This window comes from Subtercola boreus (genome assembly GCF_003399625.1).
GTDB lineage: Bacteria > Actinomycetota > Actinomycetes > Actinomycetales > Microbacteriaceae > Subtercola > Subtercola boreus_C.
In genome coordinates this window covers 69,334-90,184 of the sequence record NZ_NBXA01000014.1, presented here as the reverse complement: position 1 = coordinate 90,184, position 20,851 = coordinate 69,334, and the positions used below count along the sequence as shown (strand labels likewise).

19 protein-coding genes are annotated in these 20,851 nt (G+C 69.6%); 11 read left to right on the top strand and 8 right to left on the bottom strand.

The window, feature by feature from the left end; all coding sequences use genetic code 11:
- Positions 1-14: 14 nt before the first annotated feature.
- Positions 15-881 carry a polysaccharide deacetylase family protein gene (locus B7R21_RS06835; protein ID WP_116282494.1) on the bottom strand — a complete coding sequence of 289 codons (867 nt, stop codon included), beginning with the start codon at positions 879-881 and terminating at the stop codon, positions 15-17.
- A gap of 28 nt (positions 882-909) precedes the next feature.
- Here B7R21_RS06835 and B7R21_RS06830 point away from each other — a divergent pair, with 28 nt between their 5' ends.
- A complete protein-coding gene (locus tag B7R21_RS06830; RefSeq protein ID WP_116282493.1) occupies positions 910-1,806 on the top strand; it encodes a UbiA family prenyltransferase in 897 nt (298 codons plus the stop codon).
- 92 nt (positions 1,807-1,898) lie between these two features.
- Here the strand turns inward: B7R21_RS06830 and B7R21_RS06825 are convergent, their stop codons facing one another.
- Positions 1,899-4,556 carry a DEAD/DEAH box helicase gene (locus B7R21_RS06825; RefSeq protein ID WP_116282492.1) on the bottom strand — a complete coding sequence of 886 codons (2,658 nt, stop codon included), beginning with the start codon at positions 4,554-4,556 and terminating at the stop codon, positions 1,899-1,901.
- Between the two features lie 127 nt (positions 4,557-4,683).
- Between B7R21_RS06825 and B7R21_RS06820 the strand changes: the two genes are divergently transcribed.
- Complete coding sequence (locus B7R21_RS06820) at positions 4,684-5,844, top strand: LLM class flavin-dependent oxidoreductase (protein WP_116282491.1); 1,161 nt, start codon at positions 4,684-4,686, stop codon at positions 5,842-5,844.
- Between the two features lie 110 nt (positions 5,845-5,954).
- On the opposite strand, the gene B7R21_RS06815 is transcribed toward B7R21_RS06820, so the two are convergent.
- A complete protein-coding gene (locus B7R21_RS06815) occupies positions 5,955-7,298 on the bottom strand; it encodes an MFS transporter (RefSeq protein ID WP_301182556.1) in 1,344 nt (447 codons plus the stop codon).
- 207 nt (positions 7,299-7,505) lie between these two features.
- On the opposite strand from B7R21_RS06815, the gene B7R21_RS06810 reads away from it, so the two are divergent.
- On the top strand, positions 7,506-8,504 hold the full coding sequence (locus tag B7R21_RS06810) for a LysR family transcriptional regulator (RefSeq protein ID WP_116282490.1): 999 nt from the start codon (positions 7,506-7,508) through the stop codon (positions 8,502-8,504).
- Here B7R21_RS06810 and B7R21_RS06805 read toward each other — a convergent pair.
- Positions 8,471-9,280: a 3-hydroxybutyrate dehydrogenase gene (locus tag B7R21_RS06805; protein WP_116282489.1), complete on the bottom strand. Its 810-nt coding sequence runs from the start codon at positions 9,278-9,280 to the stop codon at positions 8,471-8,473. The genes B7R21_RS06810 and B7R21_RS06805 overlap by 34 nt on opposite strands.
- Positions 9,281-9,435: 155 nt before the next feature.
- Here B7R21_RS06805 and B7R21_RS06800 point away from each other — a divergent pair, with 155 nt between their 5' ends.
- Entirely contained in the window at positions 9,436-11,085 is a 1,650-nt protein-coding gene (locus B7R21_RS06800; RefSeq protein ID WP_116282488.1) for an SDR family NAD(P)-dependent oxidoreductase, read from the top strand.
- 289 nt (positions 11,086-11,374) lie between these two features.
- Here B7R21_RS06800 and budA read toward each other — a convergent pair whose 3' ends face one another.
- Genes budA through B7R21_RS06785 form a run of 3 tightly spaced genes read right to left on the bottom strand, consistent with a single transcriptional unit; the run spans position 11,375 to position 14,092 of the window.
- The gene (gene budA / locus B7R21_RS06795; RefSeq protein WP_172592081.1) at positions 11,375-12,133 is read right to left on the bottom strand and encodes an acetolactate decarboxylase; all 759 of its coding nucleotides are present in this window, start codon (positions 12,131-12,133) and stop codon (positions 11,375-11,377) included.
- Positions 12,134-12,165: 32 nt separating this feature from the next.
- Positions 12,166-12,606 (bottom strand): DUF3054 domain-containing protein, encoded by a 441-nt coding sequence (locus B7R21_RS06790; RefSeq protein WP_116282486.1) that lies wholly within the window; start codon positions 12,604-12,606, stop codon positions 12,166-12,168.
- A gap of 37 nt (positions 12,607-12,643) precedes the next feature.
- Entirely contained in the window at positions 12,644-14,092 is a 1,449-nt protein-coding gene (locus tag B7R21_RS06785) for a phytoene desaturase family protein (RefSeq protein WP_116282485.1), read from the bottom strand.
- A 134-nt stretch (positions 14,093-14,226) separates the two neighbouring features.
- On the opposite strand from B7R21_RS06785, the gene B7R21_RS06780 reads away from it, so the two are divergent.
- Positions 14,227-14,490 (top strand): hypothetical protein, encoded by a 264-nt coding sequence (locus tag B7R21_RS06780; RefSeq protein ID WP_116282484.1) that lies wholly within the window; start codon positions 14,227-14,229, stop codon positions 14,488-14,490.
- Positions 14,491-14,549: 59 nt separating this feature from the next.
- Here the strand turns inward: B7R21_RS06780 and B7R21_RS06775 are convergent, their stop codons facing one another.
- On the bottom strand, positions 14,550-15,281 hold the full coding sequence (locus B7R21_RS06775; protein ID WP_116282483.1) for a 4'-phosphopantetheinyl transferase family protein: 732 nt from the start codon (positions 15,279-15,281) through the stop codon (positions 14,550-14,552).
- 63 nt (positions 15,282-15,344) lie between these two features.
- Here B7R21_RS06775 and B7R21_RS06770 point away from each other — a divergent pair, with 63 nt between their 5' ends.
- From B7R21_RS06770 to B7R21_RS06745, 6 genes are all read left to right on the top strand, one after another.
- Positions 15,345-16,298, top strand: coding sequence for a Dyp-type peroxidase (locus B7R21_RS06770; protein ID WP_116282482.1), 954 nt, complete (start codon positions 15,345-15,347; stop codon positions 16,296-16,298).
- Between the two features lie 51 nt (positions 16,299-16,349).
- The gene (locus B7R21_RS06765; protein WP_116282481.1) at positions 16,350-17,591 is read left to right on the top strand and encodes an ATP-binding protein; all 1,242 of its coding nucleotides are present in this window, start codon (positions 16,350-16,352) and stop codon (positions 17,589-17,591) included.
- Complete coding sequence (locus tag B7R21_RS06760) at positions 17,588-18,649, top strand: tetratricopeptide repeat protein (RefSeq protein WP_172592080.1); 1,062 nt, start codon at positions 17,588-17,590, stop codon at positions 18,647-18,649. Before B7R21_RS06765 ends, B7R21_RS06760 begins: the two co-directional genes overlap by 4 nt.
- Positions 18,650-18,721: 72 nt before the next feature.
- Positions 18,722-19,114, top strand: coding sequence for a PPOX class F420-dependent oxidoreductase (locus B7R21_RS06755; protein ID WP_116282479.1), 393 nt, complete (start codon positions 18,722-18,724; stop codon positions 19,112-19,114).
- 173 nt (positions 19,115-19,287) lie between these two features.
- A complete protein-coding gene (locus tag B7R21_RS06750) occupies positions 19,288-20,214 on the top strand; it encodes a DsbA family protein (protein ID WP_116282478.1) in 927 nt (308 codons plus the stop codon).
- A gap of 129 nt (positions 20,215-20,343) precedes the next feature.
- Positions 20,344-20,811: a VanZ family protein gene (locus B7R21_RS06745; protein ID WP_116282477.1), complete on the top strand. Its 468-nt coding sequence runs from the start codon at positions 20,344-20,346 to the stop codon at positions 20,809-20,811.
- Positions 20,812-20,851 lie beyond the last annotated feature (40 nt).

The window sequence follows — 20,851 nt, the reverse complement described above, 5'->3', positions numbered from 1 at the left end:
CTCACCGTAGCGTCCTAAGGCTTCAGGAAGACGTCATCGAGCGTGACCGTCTGAAGCGACCGGCTCCGGATGATCTCCAGGAGCTCGGGGAAGACCTCCGTGACCGGGGTGAAGTTCAGGTGCCCGATCACGACGTGCTGCGGCAGGAACCACTGGTCGGCGAACCCGACGACCTGCTCGGTCGTGATCAGCCCGGAATCGGAGAGCGATCCGTACCAGAGCACCGGCTGCGTGTAGCCGATACTGGCCGCGAGATGGTCGGTGCGGTGGTTGCGGAAGCCGTAGGGCGGACGGTAGTACGGTCGCACATCCACGCCGTAGGTCTTCTCGAGGAAGTCGTGGTTCTTCTGCAGCTGCTCGATCACCTCGTCGTCGGAGCATTCGGTGAGGTCGACGTGGTCGAAGGTGTGGTTCGCGAGCTGGATCTGCCCGGATGTCACCAGGGGCCGGAGGAGGTCGGCGTTCGTCGTCCAGCCCTCGTAGGAGCCGTTGGCGAAGAAGGTCAGGCGCGTGCCCGAGGCCTTCGCGAACTCGACGTACTTTCTGATCACCTCGCTGTCGGAGCCGTCGTCGACGGTCCACGCGAGCAGGTCGCCCGTGCCGGGGAGGTCGGTGATGGCGCCATCCGGCAGGGCGACCTTCACCAGGTGCGGCGCCGTCGGCGTCGGAGTGGGGGTCGGCGTCGGAGTGGGGGTCGGCGTCGGAGTGGGGGTCGGCGTGGGGGTGGGCGTCGGCGTCGGGGTCGGGGTCGGCCCCGGGGTCGCCGTCGGGTCCGTCACCAGGCCGATGGGCGGTTTCGGTGGCGAGGAGACGACGGCGCACGCGGCAAGCGTCGAAGCGACACCTGCTGCGGCTATGGTGAGGAAGAGGCGACGCTGCACGCCTAAACCGTAGTGGCCGGAGGTTTTGATGAGCAAGCTTCACGGCGACGACGCGCCGGATGACGCGGGAGGGCATTTCGGCGGGCACGAAGGTCGCGGCAGGTCACCGATCGAGGCCCTCGTCGGCGCCTCGCACCCCGGACCGACCGTTGCGGTCACGGCCCTGGCGGTCATCCTGTCGATCGCGACCGGACTCGAACTGCCGCGGATCATCGAACTGGGACTCGCCGTCTTCGTCGGCCAGCTGGCCATCGGCTGGTCGAACGACTGGCTCGACGCACGGCGCGACGCCGAGGTGGGCCGCACCGACAAACCGATCGCCGCCGGCGAGATCTCGGCCCGCTCCGTGCGCACAGCTTTCATCGTGGCGGCGGCGGCGACCATCCCTCTCTCGTTCCTGCTCGGCGTCGACGCGGCGATCCCACACCTCGTGCTCGTGGCGTCGGGGCTCGCCTACAACGCCGGCGTCAAGAAGACGGCGTACTCCTGGCTGCCGTACATGCTGAGCTTCGGACTGCTGCCCACCGTCGTGACGCTCGCCGGACGACCGCCGGCCGAGGCCGAGTGGTGGGTGATCGCGACCGGTGCCCTGCTGGGGCTCGCCGCCCACCTCACCAACGTGCTGCCCGATCTCGACGCCGACCGGAAGACGGGTATCCGGGGCCTGCCGCACCGGCTCGGACTCCGCATCTCGGGCGTCGGGGCGTTCGCTGCGCTGCTCGTGGCGTCGCTGGCGATCCTGGTCGGGGCGGGCCCGCACATCGTGACGGTGGTCGGTCTCGTGCTCAGTGTGGGCGTCGCCGCGCTCGGGGTTCGGCTGGTGCTGACCCGTCCGCCCGGCCGGCTGCTGTTCCAGCTGATCATCGCGGGTGCCCTCATCGATGTGCTGCTGCTCGCCCTCTCGGGCTCCCGCCTCAAGGTCTGAGCATCGATCCACCGAAATCTGTCGCTTCGCCGCGCGTTCGGCGACAGTTTTCGGTGGATCGATGGGCCGGAGGTGGGGTGGGGGGCGGGGGGTCAGAGGCGGTTGACGCCGGTGACGTGGATGATCGCCACCCCCTCCTCGGCGGAGGCCGCCAGGTCGACCTCCGCGTCGATGCCCCAGTCGTGGTCGCCGTCGGGATCGTCGAAGGTCTGGCGCACGATCCAGACGTCGCGGCGCTCCTCGATCGTGATGAGGGTCGCGCTGCGGGCGTCACCGCCGATGCCGATCGAGTTGTACTCGCCGTAGTAGCCGTCGAGCGCCGTGGCCCAGTCGCCGCGGCTGAAGCCGAGGGGGCCATCCAGTTCGCCGAGGTCGTCGACCTTGTCGAGGCCTGCCAGCTGTACCCGTTTGAACAACTCGTTCCGCACGAGGATGCGGAACGCGCGCCCGTTCGACACGACACTGTGCGGCGCCGGCGGCAGCACGGCCGTGACGCCCCGGCCCTGCGCGGCGATCTCGTCGGCCTCGCCCTGCACCTCGGTGGGGTTCGTCAGCTCCTCCCACTCGTCGAGCAGGCTCGAGTCGACCTGGCGCACGAGTTCTCCGAGCCATTCGATCAGGTCGACGAGGTCGTCGCTCTTCGCCTCGTCGGGGATGGTGGAGCGAGCCGCCTTGAACGCGTCCGAGAAGTACCTCAGCACGAGGCCTTCCGAACGGTTCAGCTTGTAGTACCCGATGTAGTCGTTGAACGTCATCGCACGTTCGTACATGTCCCGCACGACCGTCTTCGGGCTCAACTCGAAGTCACCCACCCAGGGCTGGGACGCCTTGTAGATCTCGAACGCGGCATCCAGCAGCTCCTCCAGGGGCTTCGGGTGCGTGATCTGCTCCAGCAGCTCCATGCGCTGGTCGTATTCGATGCCCTCGGCCTTCATCGCCGCGACAGCCTCGCCCTTCGCCTGGAACTGCTGGGCGCTGAGCACCGGCCGCGGGTCGTCGAGGGTGGCCTCGACCACCGAGATGAGGTCGAGCGCGTAGGTCGGCGCGTCGAGGTTGATGAGCTCGAAGGCCGCGAGCGCGAACGGCGAGAGCGGCTGGTTGAGCGCGAAGTTCGGCTGCAGGTCGACGGTGAGGCGGATGCCCACCCTGCCTTCGGCGTCGGGCGGCAGCTGCTCGACGATCTCCGCGGTGCGGAGGGTGCGGTAGATCGCGAGCGCCTGCCGCTCGAGCTCGAGCTGCCGGGAGCGCGGCTCGTGGTTGTCCTCGAGCAGGGCGCGCACGGTGGCGAAGGCGTCGAAGAACCCGTCGCCGCCGGATGCCGCTGCCGCGCCGTCCGCGCCGCGCACCATGCCACCCTCCGAGCCTCGCCCGATGATGTTCAGCAGCATCGCGTGGTTGATCTGCATGCTGCTTGTGAGGGTTTCGGGCTCCGCACCGATCAGTCGGTTGAAGCTCGGCTCACCCCAGCTGACGAATCCCTCCGGCGCCCGCTTCCGCACGACCTTCTTCAGCTTCTTCGGGTCGTCCCCCGCCTTCGCCACGAGCCGGGCGTTCTCGGTCTCGTGCTCAGGCGCCTGCGCGACGACGGTGCCCGCAGTGTCGAACCCGGCACGCCCGGCACGCCCCGCGATCTGGTGGAATTCGCGCGCGGTGAGCTGGCGCATCCGGACGCCGTCGAACTTCGTGAGAGCCGTCAGCAGCACGGTGCGGATCGGCACGTTGATCCCGACGCCGAGCGTGTCGGTGCCACAGATGACGCGAAGCAGCCCGCGCTGGGCGAGCTGCTCGACGAGGCGCCGGTACTTCGGCAGCATGCCTGCGTGGTGCACGCCGATTCCCGCCCTGATCAGGCGGGACAGGGTGCGGCCGAAGTTCGTCGTGAAGCGGAAGTCGCCGATCGCGTCGGCGATCTCGTCGCGCTGCTCCCGGCTGACGATGCGGATGCTCGACAGCGCCTGCGCGCGTTCGAGAGCGGCCAGCTGGGAGAAGTGCACGATGTACACCGGCGCCTGGCCGGTCTTCAGCAGGTCTTCGACCGTCTCGTGAACGGGCGTGGTGGCGTAGTAGTAGTTGAGCGGCACCGGTCGCTCGACGCCCGTCACCACCGCGGTCTCGCGGTTGGTGCGCCGCGTCAGGTCTTTCGTCAGCCATGTCACGTCGCCGAGCGTCGCGGACATCAGGATGAACTGCACCCGCGGCAGTGTCAACAGCGGAACCTGCCACGCCCAGCCGCGCTCGGGGTCGCTGTAGAAGTGGAACTCGTCCATCACGACCTGGTCGACGGGAGCATCCGCACCGTGCCGCAGGGCGATGTTCGCGAGGATCTCGGCCGTGCAGCAGATGATCGGTGCGTCGGCGTTGACGCTCGAGTCGCCCGTCACCATTCCCACGTTGGCCGCCCCGAAGATCTCGACCAGGGCGAAGAACTTCTCGCTCACCAGCGCCTTGATCGGCGCGGTGTAGAACGTGCGGCGCCCGTCGGCGAGAGCCGCGAAGTGCGCCGCCACCGCCACCAGCGACTTGCCGGTGCCCGTCGGGGTGCTGAGGATCAGGTTCTGGCCCGAGACGATCTCGATGATCGCCTCCTCCTGCGCCGGGTAGAGCGTCAGGCCCCTGGATTCCGTGTACTCGGCGAAGCGCTCGAAGAGGTCGTCGGGGTCGGCCTGCTGCCCGGGCGCGGGGAGGTCGGGCAGGTAGTTCACCAGCGAGAGGGCAGCGGATGCGGGTGGGGTGGTGGGGGCATCCGTCATGCTTCGATCATGCCCTACTCCCGCGGTGCCGCCGCGGGGCGGGGAACGGGGCGCCCCGCTTACTTCCGAGGCAGCATCCGCATAAGATGTAGCTACAACTATTTCTGCGACAACTATCGGGGCCTCCATGCAGCTCAGCTTCCTCTCGTTCATTCCGAACCATGCCGGGCCGGCCGGCGGCGCGGCAGCGCTCGAGAACGGGCTGCAGCTTTTCCATTTCGCCGAACAGCTCGGCTACGACACGGGCTGGGTGCGCGTGCGGCACTTCGAGCCGTACCTGTCGAGCCCGATGACGTTCCTGGCGGCGGTGTCGCAGCGCACCTCCCGGATGCACTTCGGCACCGGGGTGCTGCCGATGCGCTACGAAGACCCGATCCGTGTCGCCGAGGATGCGTCGACGCTCGACCTCCTGAGCGGCGGGAGGCTCGAACTCGGGCTGTCGAGCGGGATCCCCACCCCGGGCATCCTCGATCCCGTGTTCGGATCCTCGCCCCTCGGCTTCTCGGCCGAGTCGCAGAAGCGTGTGTTGCGCCTCCGCGAGGCCCTGGCGGGTGCTCCGCTCGTGAACAGCGGCGAGGGTTTCATGAGCATCCCCGCGAACACCGACCTGACGGTGTCGCCGCCCGCACCGGGGCTGCTCGATCGGCTCTGGTACGGGGCCGGTACCGTGGCGAGCGCGGCACGCACGGGCGCGCAGGGGTTCGACCTGCAGGTGTCGACCCTGAACGGCGAGGAGACCGGAGTGTCGTTCGAGGAGGGCCAGCTGGCCCAGATCCGGGCCTACCGGGCGTCATACGCGGCTCGGGTCGGGCAGGCGGTTCCGGATGCCCGGAACGAGGTCGCCCGAGAGGGTGCCGCCGGGCATCCGATGGCCGCAACCGGCACGCGCGCACCGCGCATCACGGCGGGGCGGATCATCGTGCCGCTCGAGAACGACGCCGACCGGGCCGAGCACCGCGCCTTCATCGAGGGCTACCGTTCGGGCATGCACGCCGACGGCCGCCACCACGACCCGACCGTGAAGCTGCGCTTCAGCCGCATCTTCGACGGTTCGCCCGAGCGGATCACGGATGACCTGCTGGCCGACTCCGCCCTGTCGGAGGCCACACAGCTGATGGTGACCCTGCCGGCCGAGGGCTCCCTCGCGTCGCACAAGCGCATCCTGCAGACGATCGCGGAGCGCATCGCGCCGCACCTCGGCTGGACGGGCGCCACGCCCGCGGCCGCCGCGGCACCGGCATCGGCAGCGGCGGCAGCGGCGGCACCGGGCTACGGCACCGCCGCCTGACGTCCCGCGCACCTGCGCGAACTCACTCCCCCGGGAGGAGGAGAGCCGATCCGGCGCACAGAGCGACCCGGATCGGCCCAGCTCCTCCCTGGCGGGAGGTGCGCAGCGCGTCAGCGGCGCGCGGTCGCAGCAGCGCCGGCCGGAGCCGCGCCGGACACGGCCAGCCCGCACCGGTCTGCGTCGTCGGAGTCGACCTGGCGGAGCGACACTCCGCGCGTCTCCTTCAGCGTCAGCACCGTGATCGCCGTGATGATGCAGGCGGCGAGGATGTAGAGCGCCACGGGGATCCACGATCCGTAGGCCTGCAGCAGTGCCACGGCGATGATCGGCGCGAGCGAGCCCGCGAGGATGGAGGTGACCTGGTAGCCGAGCGAGACACCCGAGTAGCGCATCCGGGTCGGGAACATCTCGGCCATGATCGCGGGCTGTCCGGCGTACATGAAGGCGTGGAAGCAGAGCCCGATGGTCACCGCGAACACGATCACGGCCGGGTTCAGGGTGTCGAAGAGCGGGAAGGCGAAGAACGCCCAACTCGCGCCCAGCACGGCGCCGATGAAGTAGACGGGCTTCCGGCCGATGCGGTCTGCCAGCCGGCCGACCTGCGGAATCACGACGAAGTGGACCGCGTGCGCGATCAGCAGCGCCAGCAGCAGCGACTTGGTGTCGTACTTGTGCACGGTCGAGAGGTAGACGATCGTGAAGCTGACGATGATGTAGTAGAGGATGTTCTCGGCGAACCTCAGGCCCATCGCCTGCAGCACACCCTTCGGGTAGCGGCGGATGACCTCGCGCACCCCGTAGCTCTTCGCCTTCTCCGCCTCGGCTGCGGCGCGCGCCTCGAGGAAGATCGGTGCCTCGGAGACGTGGGTGCGGATGTAGTAGCCCACGACGACGATCACGGCCGACAGCCAGAACGCGATCCGCCAGCCCCAGCTGAGGAACTGGTCGTTCGGCAGTACGGCAGCGGTGATCAGCAGCACCAGCGTGGCGAGCAGGTTGCCGACCGGCACGGCCGCCTGGGGCCAGCTCGACCAGAAGCCCCGGGACTTGTCGGGGCTGTGCTCTGCGACGAGCAGCACGGCGCCTCCCCATTCGCCGCCGACGGCGAAGCCCTGCACGAACCGCAGCACGACGAGCAGTGCGGGGGCGAGGTAGCCCACGGCGTTGAAGCCGGGCAGGCAGCCCATCAGGAACGTCGAGACACCGACGAGGATGATCGTGACCTGGAGGGTGTGCTTGCGGCCGAGCCTGTCTCCGATGTGACCGAAGACGATGCCGCCGAGCGGCCGGGCGACGAAGCCCACGGCGTAGGTGATGAACGCGGCGATGATGCCGTCGAGCGCCGTGTTGGCGTTCGGGAAGAAGAACTTGCCGAAGACCAGGCTCGCGGCCGTCGCGTAGAGGAAGAACTCGTACCACTCGACGACGGTGCCGACCATCGAGGCGGCCACGATCTTCTTGAGACCGGATGACCGGGGTTCTGCCTGGTTCGAGGGAACGCCCGGGGCGGCCTTCGAGGTGCGGCCTGTGGGGCCGGTGGATGCGCTCACGCGGGGTCTCCTTCTGTCGACGTTGACGTGGTGGGGCTGGACTGAGTATTCCTGCAGGAAAACCGGGCAGCAATAGCCGGTTCCGCAGAGCGCGTGTGCATACTTGCAGATATGAACGATGCACCGCGAACGGGCCGTCAGAGCGGGCCCCTTCGCCCGACAGCCACACCCCGCCCGAATCCCGACGACCTGCTGGTGCTGCTCGCCGTCTCGCGAAGCGGCCGGTTCACGACGGCTGCCGAGACGCTCGGGCTGAACCACACCACCGTGTCCCGCCGCATCGCCGCGCTGGAGGCCGCCCTCGGCGGACGACTTCTCGCCCGGGCGCCGGGTGGATGGCAGCTCACCGATCGCGGGCAGGACGCCGTGCGGGCCGCCGAGGAGGTCGAGAACGCGGTACGGGCGCTCAGCGGCGATCCGTCGGGGTCGACACAGCTCAGCGGCGTGGTGCGGCTCTCGGCGACCGACGGCTTCAGCGCCTACATCGCCGCTCCGGCGATCGCCGCCCTGCAGCAGCGGCATCCGCTCCTTCGAGCCGAGATCGTGACCGCCACCCGCCGAGCGCTCCAGCACCGCTCCGGGCTCGACATCGAGATCGTGGTCGGCGAGCCCCAGGTGCACCGGGCCGAGGCGCACCTGCTCGGCGAGTACGCCCTCGGAATGTACGCCTCGCAGGCCTACCTCGCCGACCACGGCGCCCCGTCCTCCACCGACGAACTCGTCGGCCATCCCCTGATCTACTTCATCGACTCGATCCTGCAGGTGGACGATCTCGACGCCCCGCGCCGACTGGTGCCGAGCATGCACGACGGCATCAGTTCGACGAACGTGTTCGTGCACGTCGAGGCGACACGGGCCGGTGCCGGCATCGGGTTCCTGCCGTGCTTCATGGCCGACCGGCACGCGGATCTGGTGCGGGTGATGCCCGCCGAGTACGACGAGCACCTGCCGTACTGGATGGTCGTGCGCTCGGAGTCGCTCCGCCAGAGCGCCGTGGCAGCCGTTGCCGACGCCCTGCGGGAGCGCACCCGGGCGATGACTGGGGAGCTCGCCGGCCACGGCGGGAATCCGGGCGCCTACCGGGCCGACCAGCCGCCGTCCATCGTGTAGCTCGCGCCCGTCACCATCGCGGCTTCGTCGGCCGCCAGCCAGGCGACCAGCGCCGCGACCTCCCGCGGTTCGACCAGTCGCTTGATCGCACTCTCGGTGAGCATGATCGAGCTGAGCACCTCGGATTCCGGGATGCCGTGCAGGGCCGCCTGGTCGGCCAGCTGCTTCTCGACCAACGGAGTGCGCACGTACCCCGGGTTCACGCAGTTGCTCGTGACCCCCCGTTCGCCGCCCTCGAGCGCTGTCGTCTTCGACAGGCCCTCGAGGCCGTGTTTCGCTGAGACATAGGCGCTCTTGAACGGCGACGCGCGGAGCCCGTGCACCGAGGAGACGTTGATGATGCGCCCGAAACCACGTTCGTACATCCCGGGCAGCGCCGCCCGGATGAGCAGGAACGGAGCCTCGAGCATGAGTCGGAGGATGCCGCGGAACTCCTCGACCTCGAACGTCTCAATCGGATTCACCCGTTGGATGCCCGCATTGTTCACCAGGATGTCGATGGTTCCGAGCTCCGCCGCCAACACGTCATCGGTGAGCGCGTGGGTGTCCTGCAGGTCGACGACCCAGCTGCTGCCGCCGATGTCCGAAGCGACGCGGGCGGCCTCCCGGGCATCCCGATCGGCGATGACGACCTCGGCGCCCCGGGCCGCGAGGGCGCGGGCCGAGGCCTCCCCGATGCCGGATGCGCCGCCGGTCACGAGAGCGCGCCGACCATCCAGCGGCAGGCGGAGGCGTTCCGGTCCGGAGTTCGGTGCGGTCCCAGGATGCTCGGTCATCAGTGTCTCCCACGGCTCCGCTCGACCTCAGCCCTTGAATCCGGCGAACCTCTCCGAGTCTCGCCCGTGCGTTCGTCGGCCGTCAACGAACGAATCTGCAGAGCGCGTGTGTTTTTGTGCAGACCATCGGGGCGCGGGTAGAATTCTGCGAGCCCATGACTACTCCTTCGCCAGAACTGCCTGAACACGCGACATCCACGACACAGGGCATCGACCAGCACGAGCTGGAGGTGGCCCTGCGCGTTCTGGCGAGCCTGCACGAGCTCGACGACGAGCATCCGGATTTCGTCGCCGTGCGCCGCGCCACCGCCAGGATGTTCAAGTCAGTGAAGAAGAACCGCCGCGACGAGAAGCGCGACGCCATCGCGAACGCCGACCGCAGCGTGATCGCCAACACGGCGACCGGCGCCCCCGACCGCATCGACGACGAGACCCGCGGCGTGCAACTCGCCGCGATCACGACCGCACCCACCGCCGGCACGCTCATCAAGTCGCGCCCCTGCTACATCTGCAAGCAGCACTACACCCAGGTCGACGCGTTCTACCACCAGCTCTGCCCGTCGTGCGCGGCGACGAGCCACGCGAAGCGGGATGCCCGCACCGACCTCACCGGAAAGCGGGCGCTGCTCACCGGCGGCCGCGCCAAGATCGGCATGTACATCGCGCTCCGCCTGCTGCGGGATGGCGCTCACACGACCATCACGACCCGGTTCCCGCGAGACGCCGTGCGACGGTTCTCGAGCCTGCCGGACTCGGGCGACTGGCTGCACCGGCTGAAGATCGTCGGCATCGACCTGCGCGACCCGGCGCAGGTCATCGGGCTGGCCGAGACGGTCGCCGCCGCCGGTCCGCTCGACATCCTGATCAACAACGCGGCGCAGACCGTGAAGCGCTCCCCCGGCTCGTACGCGCCGCTCGCCGAGGCGGAACTCGAACCGCTGCCCGATGGCCCGGGCCCGGGCCCGGAGATGATCACGTTCGGCCACACGAACGACGCGCATCCCCAGGCGCTGGCCGCGTCGGTGGCCGCGCATCCGCTGTTGCAGCGTGCGGCAGTCGTCGCGCCGGCCGCCGCCGCGCTGGGACTCGCCCCGCTCGGGCACGGCTCCGGGGTCTCGGATGCCGACGCCAACGCCGAGCTGGTCGGATCGGAGCTGCTCGGGGCCGCGCTGGCCGGTGCGGGTCTGGCGCCGGGCGAGCTGAGTGCCGACGAGCTCTCCGGTCTGGCGCTGGCCGCCGGATCCTCCTCCCTGTCGCGTCTCGCAGACGGCACCGCCATCGACGCGGGCGGGCTCGTACCCGACACGCACCACGAGAACAGCTGGACGCAGGCCGTGCAGGATGTGGACCCCCTCGAGATGCTCGAGGTGCAGCTCTGCAACACGACGGCGCCGTTCCTGCTGGTGTCCCGGTTGCGGCCCTCCCTCGCCGCCGGGGCTTCGGCCGCGGCATCCGGGCGTGCGTACATCGTGAATGTGTCGGCCATGGAGGGCGTGTTCGCTCGCGGATACAAGGGCCCCGGGCATCCGCACACCAACATGGCGAAGGCCGCGCTCAACATGCTGACCCGCACGAGCGGCAAGGAGATGCTGACCGACGGCATCCTGATGACGAGTGTCGACACGGGCTGGATCACGGACGAACGGCCGCACCCCACGAAGGTGCGGCTCGCCCAGGAGGGCTTCCACGCGCCCCTCGACCTCGTCGACGGTGCCGCCCGCGTCTACGACCCCGTGGTGCGCGGCGAGGCCGGCGAGGACCTCAGCGGCGTCTTCCTGAAGGACTACGCGCCCTCCCCCTGGTGATCTTGCGGCGCGTTGCGCTACGCGCCCCGCGCACGCGCTTGTCTTGACAGGCGTGACGTTCGCGGAATGAGGGCTGTGCGGCGCGGAGGGCACGGACACGCTTCGCGCGAACTCCACCTCTTGATCGCGATCGAGTGGGCAGTTCGGGCCCTCTCGCGTCGATTTCGGGGCCCGAACTGCCCACTCGATGGGATCGAGGGGCGCGGCGGCGGGGGCGGGGGCGGGCCGGCGGCGGCGGGGGCGGGCCGGCGGGCCGGGAAGAGGCGGGGGTCAGGCCAGCGGAACCGGGTCAGCGGGCGGAGGCGGGGGCGGACTCGACGCGGCGGATGTCGGCGTCGGCCGTCGCGGCACCGAGGTCGGCCGCCGCGAACTCGGGCGTGCCGGGCAGGTGCACCTCGATGCCGGTGACCGGCTGCAGGCGCAGGGTGCCCGACGTCACGGTGTAGTCCAGCGTGTGCCCACCGTGCGTGCGCGAGTCGTTCAGGTAGTGCAGGTGGTAGCCCGCCACACTCACGCCCTGGAAAATGTGCGGCGCCCAGAATCCGACAAGCGTGCCGGTCGTGGAGGGCAGCGTCATCTCTCGCTGGCCCGCCATCACCTCGGGCAACGGGCGGTACGGATGATGCTGCCGCACCGGTTCCCGCACGAGCATGTGCTCGAACTCACCGTCGAGCCGGATCGCGTAGAACTGGTTCGGGTTGCCGACCAGCCCGCTGATCAGGGCTTCGAGACCGGTGCGGTCGACGGATCCGGCCAGTTCGTGCTGGAGGGTCGGCGCGAAGGCCACGACTTCGGCGAAGGGCAGCAGCTCATCCGGGTCTCCGTGGCTGACGGCGCCGTCGTCGGTGCAGCGGAAGATCTGCCCGTCGACGATGACGAGTTCACCGTTCAGGGCATTGCCGCAGCCGAGCCCGAAGTCTCCCACCGCGAGCACCTCACGGGCCGCGAACGCTCCGTCGTAGAGCCCGGCCATGAGCGCCTGGATGACGGAGAACTGGTGGATGCGCACCCGCGCTGCTCCGGCGGCCGGGATGCCCGCAGAAGACACGCTCGCACCCGGCGTACTCACGGCCGGCGTACTCACAACCGGGCGCCGCGGCCCTGCCCGACGCGCGCTCGGGCCCGCCTCCGGAGGATCGCCCCGGCGATCAGGCGCCAGCCGAGCAGGAACACCCCGAGCACGATGATCGCCACGATCACGAAACTCACGGCGACACCCTGCCCGCTCAGCAGGCGGAACAGCATGCCGACGGCGACGGTGAACAGCCAGATCGGGATGCCCGGCAGCACCAGTGCGAACGGATGGCGCCAGGCCCGCGTGGCCAGCCAGCCCACGGCGAGTCCGAGGAGGAAGGGCCACCAGGTGGTGAGGATGCCCGGAAGGCTGAAGGCCTCGGCGTGATTGCCCCGCCCGATGATGACGAAGGCAAGTACGAGAACGATGTCGATCACGAGTGCCAGCACGACATGGAGCGACGGAACGGGCGGGCGCACCTTGCGGAGCGGGGCGGGCTGGGTCATGGTCCCCAGTCTACGAAGAACGGCCGACAGCCTGCGGCTACAGCCCGAGGTGGGGCGCGCGGCGGATACCGAAGGTCACGGCGAGAGCACGCCTGGCCGCGTGCCAGCCGGCAGACCCGTTGACACCGGGACCGGGCGGCGTCGACTGCGAGCACAGGTAAACGCCGTCCATCGGCGTCTGCCACGGGTGGAGCGACAGCGTCGGGCGCCGGAGAAGTTGCGTCAGCGTGGCGGCCCCCGCTGAGATGTCACCACCGACGTAGTTCGGATTCTGCGTCTCCTCACCCACGGCAGTGCGCCCCGCGTGGCTGAGGATCGTGTCGCGGAATCCGGGCGCGAACCGCTCGATCTGCCCGATGATCGTCTCGGTCTGGTCGACGTCGGAGCCTCGCGGCACGTGGGTGTAGGCCCACAGCACGTGCCGCCCCGCCGGTGCCCGCGACGCGTCGACCACGCCCGGCTGCGACACCAGAACGTAGGGCTTCGACGCGTGCTTGCCGGAGGCCACGATCGCCTCTGCGCGGGCGATCTCCGCGTGGGTTCCGCCGACGTGCACGGTTCCGGCCTTCCGCAGTTCGGGGTTCGTCCACGGCACCGGGTCGCTGAGCGCGAGATCGAGCTTCGCGACGGCATTCCCGTAGCGGAACCGCGACAGCGCCCTGCCGTAGCGCGCCGGCATCCGCGAACCGGCGATCGACAGCAGGCCTCGCGGCGAGACATCCAGCAGCACCGCCCTGCTCGGCGGGAGTTCGTCGAGGCTGGTGACCTCTGTCGAGGTCTGGATGCTGCCGCCGTGGGCGATCAGGTCGTCGGCGAGCGCCTGCACGATCGACTGGCTGCCTCCCACCGGAATGGGCCAGCCAACGCCGTGTGCGAGCGTGGCGAGGATCAACCCTGCCGCAGCGGGTGCGAGCCCCGGCAGCGGGAGAATCGAGTGCGCGGAGACGCCACTCATCATGGCCGGAGCGACCGCACTCTCGAAGCGCTGGCTCCAGAGCGGACTGCCCTGCTCGAGCATCCGGAGCCCGAACGCGGCGAGCGCGGCCGGGCTCTCGGGCACCCGCAGGAGGGAACCGCTGGTGTACGACGTGAGCCCCTCCCAGCGTGACACCAAGGGGCGGAGCATCCGCTGCCAGGCCGGCCCGTCGACGCCGAGGCCGCGAGCCGTCTCGTCGAGGCTCCGGTAGGCGATGCCGGCCCTGCCGCCGTCGAGTGGATGCCCGTAGGCGACCTCGGGCTGCCGGAGCTCCACCCGCGAGGCGAGCTCGAACGCGCGGAAGAACGGCGAAGCGAGGGCCATCGGATGCACGGCGGAGCACACATCGTGCAGGTACCCGGGAAGCGTGAGTTCGACCGTTCGGGCTCCCCCGCCGATCGTCGGTTCCCGCTCGTACACCCGCACGGAGAGGCCCGCCCGGGCGAGGGTGACGGCTGCGGCGAGGCCGTTCGGCCCTGAGCCCACGACGATGGCGTCAACGGTGTCCATGCCACCCAGTATCCCCTGATCGCGGTTCGATCCTCCGGGTTCTCGATGCGCATTCCCAGCCGTCTGTCAATCGCTGCCGTCAGAGTCGAACCAATGCTTGTATAACGTCAAGCACCCGACCGAAGGAGGTTGATGTGACCGACCAGCTCAGCGCACCACCGCTCGCAGCAGACATCCGGATCTCGATCCTCTCCGATCACGAGTGGCGCATCTGCGACCGCCGTGTTCCCGACACGAATGCGGAGAGCGTGCTCGGCTACATCGAGAAGACCGGGGTGTACTTCGAGGTGATGAAGCTCTCCTCACCCCGCAACCTGTTCTCCTTCACCGATCTCGAGCACGCCGTCGAGAGTTTCTCCACAGGCGTCCCACCCGTCTCGCTGACCGGGCGACTGTGAGCGACACGTCACCCCGCGCGCGGTCCAAGCCGAGGATGGGGCGGGCCGCCGCCTCGCCCTCAGAGGCTGAGGGTGCGGGTGTCCGGTGCCACTGTGTGGCGCGGGCGCGCTTCGACGGCGACGGCGGCCACGAAACCGGGGGGCGGTGATTCCGCGTCGTGCCAGGTGAACGTGCGCGACTCAACAAGCGTTCGACCCACCAGCGCGCCCGCCACTTCGAGGTGCCGGGGGTCCAGGCGCAGGCCGGCTCCGAGCGCCTTGGACACCGCCTCCTTGCGAACCCAGAGGCTGGCACGAGCGGAGAGCGCGGCGTGCGCGTCGAGCCCCGCGGCACCGAGCGAGGCTCGTTCGCTCGCGCTCAGCGCCACATCGTCGAAGCCCGGGAACCCGACCGCATCGATCCGCTCGAGGTCGACGCCGATCGCCGGCACCCGCTCCCCCGGTGGCGCGACCAGCACGGCGACGAGAGCGGCACCCGCCGACCGCGAGAGCGAGACGGAGACCTCGGACAACCCGGCACCAGCGACGGCACCGGACCCGGCGAAGACTCTCGGCCGGCCGTGCTGGTCACCGCACCGCTCACAGGCGAAGTCGAGAACGACGTCGCCCGGATGGGCACCGACACTGTCGGCTATGGCCAGCCGGAGCAGCTGGTGCGACACGACGAAACGGTGCCGGTCGACGGGGTCGACCAGCTGCGCGGCCCGGAGCACTTCGCCCGGGGTGAGCCCTGTGGGATCGGCGGGGCGGGCATCCAGAACCGGCTCGGAGTAGAGCGCCACACGCCACATGCCCCCAGACTGCCACAGAGCGTCGCCGCCCTGCCCCACGCCGCCGACCGGTAGCCTCTCAGCATGGATGACCAGACCTGGGCCCGCACCCCCATCGAGCCGCAGAGCGTGAATGCGCCGCTCTCGGCCGCCGCGATCTTCCTCGTCGTCACCGTCGCAGCCGACGAGACGAGCCTGGCCACCGCCCGCGACGTCGTCAGCGACATCGGCGCTCTGGTGCGGGCCGTGGGCTTCCGCGATCTCGGCGGTCGCCTCTCGTGCAACGTGGGCATCGGATCCGCGCTCTGGGAGCGCCTCGGCCAGCCGTCGAGGCCCCGCCAGCTCGACCGCTTCCACACGATCCCGGGGTCGGGCGGGCACACCGCCGTGTCGACGCCCGGGGATCTGCTGTTCCACATCCGAGGCGAACGGCTCGATCAGTGCTTCGAGCTCGAACGACTCATCCTGGCGAAGCTCGGCGACGCGGTCGAGGTGGTCGACGAGACGCAGGGCTTCCGCTACTTCGACTCCCGCGACCTGCTCGGCTTCGTCGACGGCACCGAGAACCCGACGGGCCAATCCATGGCCGAGGCCGCCCTGATCGGCGACGAGGATCCGGACTTCACAGGCGGCAGTTACGTCGTGGTTCAGAAGTACCTGCACGACCTGGCCGCCTGGGGAACGCTCAGCACCGAGCAGCAGGAGGCCATCATCGGGCGAACGAAGGCCGACAATCTGGAGCTCGACGACGGCGAGCGCCTCTCCCACAAGGGCCTCAACACGATCGTCGACGAGAACGGCGTCGAGCACGACATCCTGCGCGACAACATGCCGTTCGGCCGGCCGGGGGCGAAGGAGTTCGGCACCTACTTCATCGGATACTCCCGCGACCTCTGGGTGATCGACCACATGCTCCGGCGGATGTTCATCGGCAGCCCGGTCGGCGAATACGACCGCATCCTCGACTTCTCGAAGGCCGTGACGGGCACGACGTTCTTCGTGCCCTCCAACGACGTGCTGGAGGGCCTCGCGCCCTGACCCGGGCGAATGCCCGGCCAGCCATCAGGATGTGCGGTCTAAACTCACTCCATGGAAGAGCCACTCATCAGCTCGTTGCGCCGGGCGATCGCCTCTTCCCCCGATGACATTCCGCTTCGGCTGCTGCTCGGCCAGCTGCTGGTGAAGTCCGGATCGCCTGCCGAAGCCGTGTCGCTGGCGGCCGGTGTGCTGCAGGATGCGCCAGACAATCTGGATGCCCGGCAGCTGATGAGCGAGGCGCTAGCGCCCGTGGCACCGACGGCACCCGCGTCCCCCGACCCGACGGCCACCATCCCGGCCCCCGCACCCGCCGCGGCTCCGCCCGAGTTCGACTGGAGCGCCGCCGAGATCGACGTGCACGAGCTCGCCCAGCCGATGTTCACCGACGCCCAGCCCTCGGTGGTGCCGGGATCCGGTTTCGACATCGAACGCTCCGTCATCACCCTGGCCGACGTCGGCGGCATGACGTCGATCAAGAAGCGCCTGAACGCCGCCTTCCTCGCTCCGCTTCAGAACCCCGAACTGCGAAAGCTCTACTCCAAGAGCCTCCGCGGTGGCCTGCTGATGTACGGCCCGCCCGGCTGCGGCAAGACCTTCATCGCCCGGGCGATCGCCGGGGAGCTCGGCGCCCGGTTCCTGAGCGTCGGGCTCTCCGACATCCTCGACCCGATGCTCGGCAACAGCGAACAGAACGTGCACGAGGCCTTCGAGCTGGCCCGGCGCGAGGCCCCCTGCGTGATCTTCTTCGATGAGATCGATGCGCTCGGCCAGCGCCGGAGCCAGACCCGCAACAGCGCCCTCCGCGGAACCGTGAACCAGCTCCTCACCGAACTCGACGGGGTCGCCGACCAGAACGAGGGCGTGTTCGTGCTCGCGGCGACGAACCAGCCGTGGGACGTGGATCCGGCCCTCCGTCGCCCCGGGCGCTTCGACCGCACGGTGCTCGTGCTGCCGCCCGACGAGGAAGCGCGCGAGTCGATCTTCCGCTACCACCTGCAGCACCGCCCCGTCGAGGGCATCGAGCTCAAGGCGCTGGCCCGGTCATCCGCGGGCCTCTCCGGGGCCGACATCGCCTACGTCTGCGAGGTCGCTGCCGAGCGTGCCCTGATGGACAGCGCCGAGACCGGGGAGCTCCGGCTCATCACGATGCACGACGTCACGGAGGCCCTCAGGGAGGTGACGCCGTCGACGACGAGCTGGCTCGACAGCGCCCGGAACGTTGTGCTCTTCGGCGACGACGACGGCACCTACACCGAATTGAAGACCTACCTGAAGAAGGCCAAGCGCCTGTGAACGCGGAGGATGCCGCGCTGGCACACGCCCGCACCTACCTGTCGCTCGGAAAGCCTGTCGACGCCCTCCGTGCGCTCGCCCCGCATCTCGCCGCGCATCCCGAAGACGACCGCGGCCTCTGCCTCGCGAGCCAGGCCCACCTCGTGGCCGGGCATGCCGCCCGCGCCCTCGAGGCCGCCCAGCAGGCGCTGTCCCGCACGCCCGACAACGAATGGGCCTGGCGACTCGTGGCGCTCTCCTACTCGAAGCTCGGCAACGTGACCGAGGCGAAGGCTGCCGCGCACACCGCGCAGAGCCTCGCCCCCGAGCTCTGGGTGACACACGCCCAGGTCGCACAGGTCGACATCGCCGCCAAGCGCATCACCCGGGACGCCGAGCACGCGGCACGCGAGGCCGTCCGGCTCGCGCCGCTGGAACCGGATGCCCACCTCACAGCCGGCAACGTCGCCCTCGCCCAGCAGGACTGGCCCGCCGCCGAGGCAGCGTTCCGCCAGGCCCTGAACCTGCAGCCCGATCATCCGGCGGCCCGCAACAACCTGTCGCTCGTGATGCTGCGGCAGGGGCGGGCGGGCAGCGCGGCAGCCGGTTTCATCGACATCCTGGCCTCGGATCCCGGCTCGGCGGTGGCCGTCCGCAACCTCCGCGCGGTCGCGGCGGTCGCGCTCCGCCGCATCCATTTCATTCTCTGGATCGCCTTCGCGGTGGTGACGGTTGCGTTCAGCGGCGCCAGCCAGCCGACGGACTCGCCGCTCTACGGCACCGTCTGGCAGGACTTCCTCGCGGTCGTCGCACTCGCCTCGGCGGTGTTCATCGTGGTGTACCTCGTGCAGCTGAGGCGGGCGGCCGGCCGCCGGTTCGCGCGGTTCGTGCGGAGCATCCCACGCATCGACGGGCTGCTCGTGGTCTGGGCCTCGCTCCTCGTGGCCTGCTGGGCACTGATGGCCGGCGCCTGCTTCGCCGAGGTGCGGATCGCGCAGGTGCTGTACCTGCTCGCGGGCGCGCTGCTCGTGGCGGGCTCGATCGTCGTGATCGTGCGGCGCCGCCGGGCTACTGCCTGAAGCCGGGCAGCCCACTGACGCCCCCGGTCTTCCGCGGGAGAATGGTATTCCCACACTCACCGAGGAGACCCCGTGACCCTGCCCGACAACCTGCTCGACCTGCTGCAGAAGCCGAGCCCCTGCTTCCTCTCCACCATCATGGCCGACGGCTCCCCGCAGGTGACGGAGACGTGGGTCGACACCGACGGCGAGCACATCATCATCAACACCGTCGTCGGGTACGTGAAGGTGCGGAACGTCGAACGCGACCCGCGCGTGGCGGTTGCGATCCAGGACCCCGAGAACCCGTTCCGCTACATCCAGGTGCGCGGCGAAGTGGTCTCCATGACGACGGATGGCGGCGTGGAGAGCATCGAGGCGCTGTCGCAGAAGTACACCGGCCAGCCCTACCCCTGGTACGGCGGGCGAGACCAACAGCGCGTGATCCTCACGATCGAGGCGAAGAGCATCAGCGGCCAGGGCTGACGAGCTCCCACGCGAACGCATCGAAGCGCAGCGCCACGACATCTGCGCACGTTGCGGAGAACGGCTCGCGGCACTCGCCCAGCGCGTCGATAGCAGACTCATAGGCCGGCCTCGTACTCTCGGATGCTCGGCGCCGCAGTTCCCCGGCGCCCAGGAGCTGACAAGGAGCCCGGGTGCCGGCGAAGAGTTTCGACCAGGAGTTGAGGGGTCTGCCGAAGAAAGAGCGGCAGGCGCTCCAGCGTGAGATGTCCAGGCTCCAGCGCGAGGAGGATCGGAAGCGCCAGAAGCGCAACCGCATCATCCGGCGCACCAGCCTCGTCACTCTCGGTGTGGCGGTTCTCGCCGTCGCCGGCCTCGTGATCGTGAACACGGTGCGGGCGGGACTGATCGGCCCGGCGAACATGGCCTCCGACGGCATCCTGTTCACCGGCGACGGCACCACGATCACCCCCTCGACGACAGCTGCCCTCGATGTGGGAGCCAGTCCGGCCGCAGCGAGCTTCGACCCGTCGAACGGCGTTCTGAGCGTCGACCTCTACGTCGACTACGCGAGCCCGGATGCCGCGACCTTCGAGACGACGAACGGCAGCACGATCCAGGGCTGGGTGACGAAAGGCTATGCCACGCTCTCGATCCACCCGGTCGCCCTCGTGAGCTTCGATTCGAACAGCCAGTCGATGCGCACGGCGAACACGATCGCCTGCGTGGCCGATCAGGCACCCTCGAGCGTGCTGGCTGTGCACAACGCGCTCGTCGCCGATGCGGCGGTCATCGCCGGCGCCGGGCTCAGCACGAGCGACCTGGTCACCCTCGTCACCAAGGCGGGAGTGACGTCCCCGGAGGTCTCCCGCTGCATCACCTCCGGCGGTTTCGACAACTGGGTCGTGGATGCCTCCAACCGGGCGAAAGCGAACATCCCGAACTCCGACGTGGCGAACCTCACCGCCAGCCCCACCGTGGTGCTGGACGGCACGGTCTACACCGGGTCGGTCTCCGACGCCACGGCTTTCGAGACGTTCGTGACGGCGACGTACCAGGCGGCAGTACCGGAGAGCACGGCGACCCCGACCCCCACGCCTACGCCTGTTCCGACGCCCTGAGCCGCCGCGGGAGTCGCCGTCTCCACCGGAGCGTCGGGGAGCTGCGGCAACGTGCACAGCAGACATTCACAGCAGACATCCACAGCCGGCATCCACCGTTCACCCGGGAACGTCAGGCAGAGTGAGGGGATGTTCCGACGCCATCCCGTGCTCACAGCCCTCACCGTGGCGTACCTCGGGCTGGTCGCCTGGATCACGCTCGGGCCCCAGCCGCTCGACGACCGTGCGGAGGGCCTCCTCTATCGGGCGCTGCGGGTGTTCGGCCGGCACGCCTCGACAGAATGGATCACGTACGACCGTGTCGAGTTCGCCGCCAACATCGCGATGTTCGTGCCCGTCGGGCTGTTCCTTCTGCTGTTGCTCGGCCGGCGCCAGTGGTGGCTGGCCATCCTGATCGGCTTCCTCATGACAGTCGCGATCGAAGTCGCCCAGCTGGGCATCCCCGGCCGGGTGAGCGACCTCCGCGACATCGTGTCGAACACCTCGGGGGCCACGCTCGGAGTGCTGGCGGGGCTCGTTCTGACGGCAGGCGCGGCCAGGCGTCTCCGCCGGGAGCGGGCACGTCGGAGCGTCCGAGCAGAGACCATCGCGGGCTGAGCTCCGCGGCCATCCGCGCCTGGGAGTCAGCCGCGCTGGC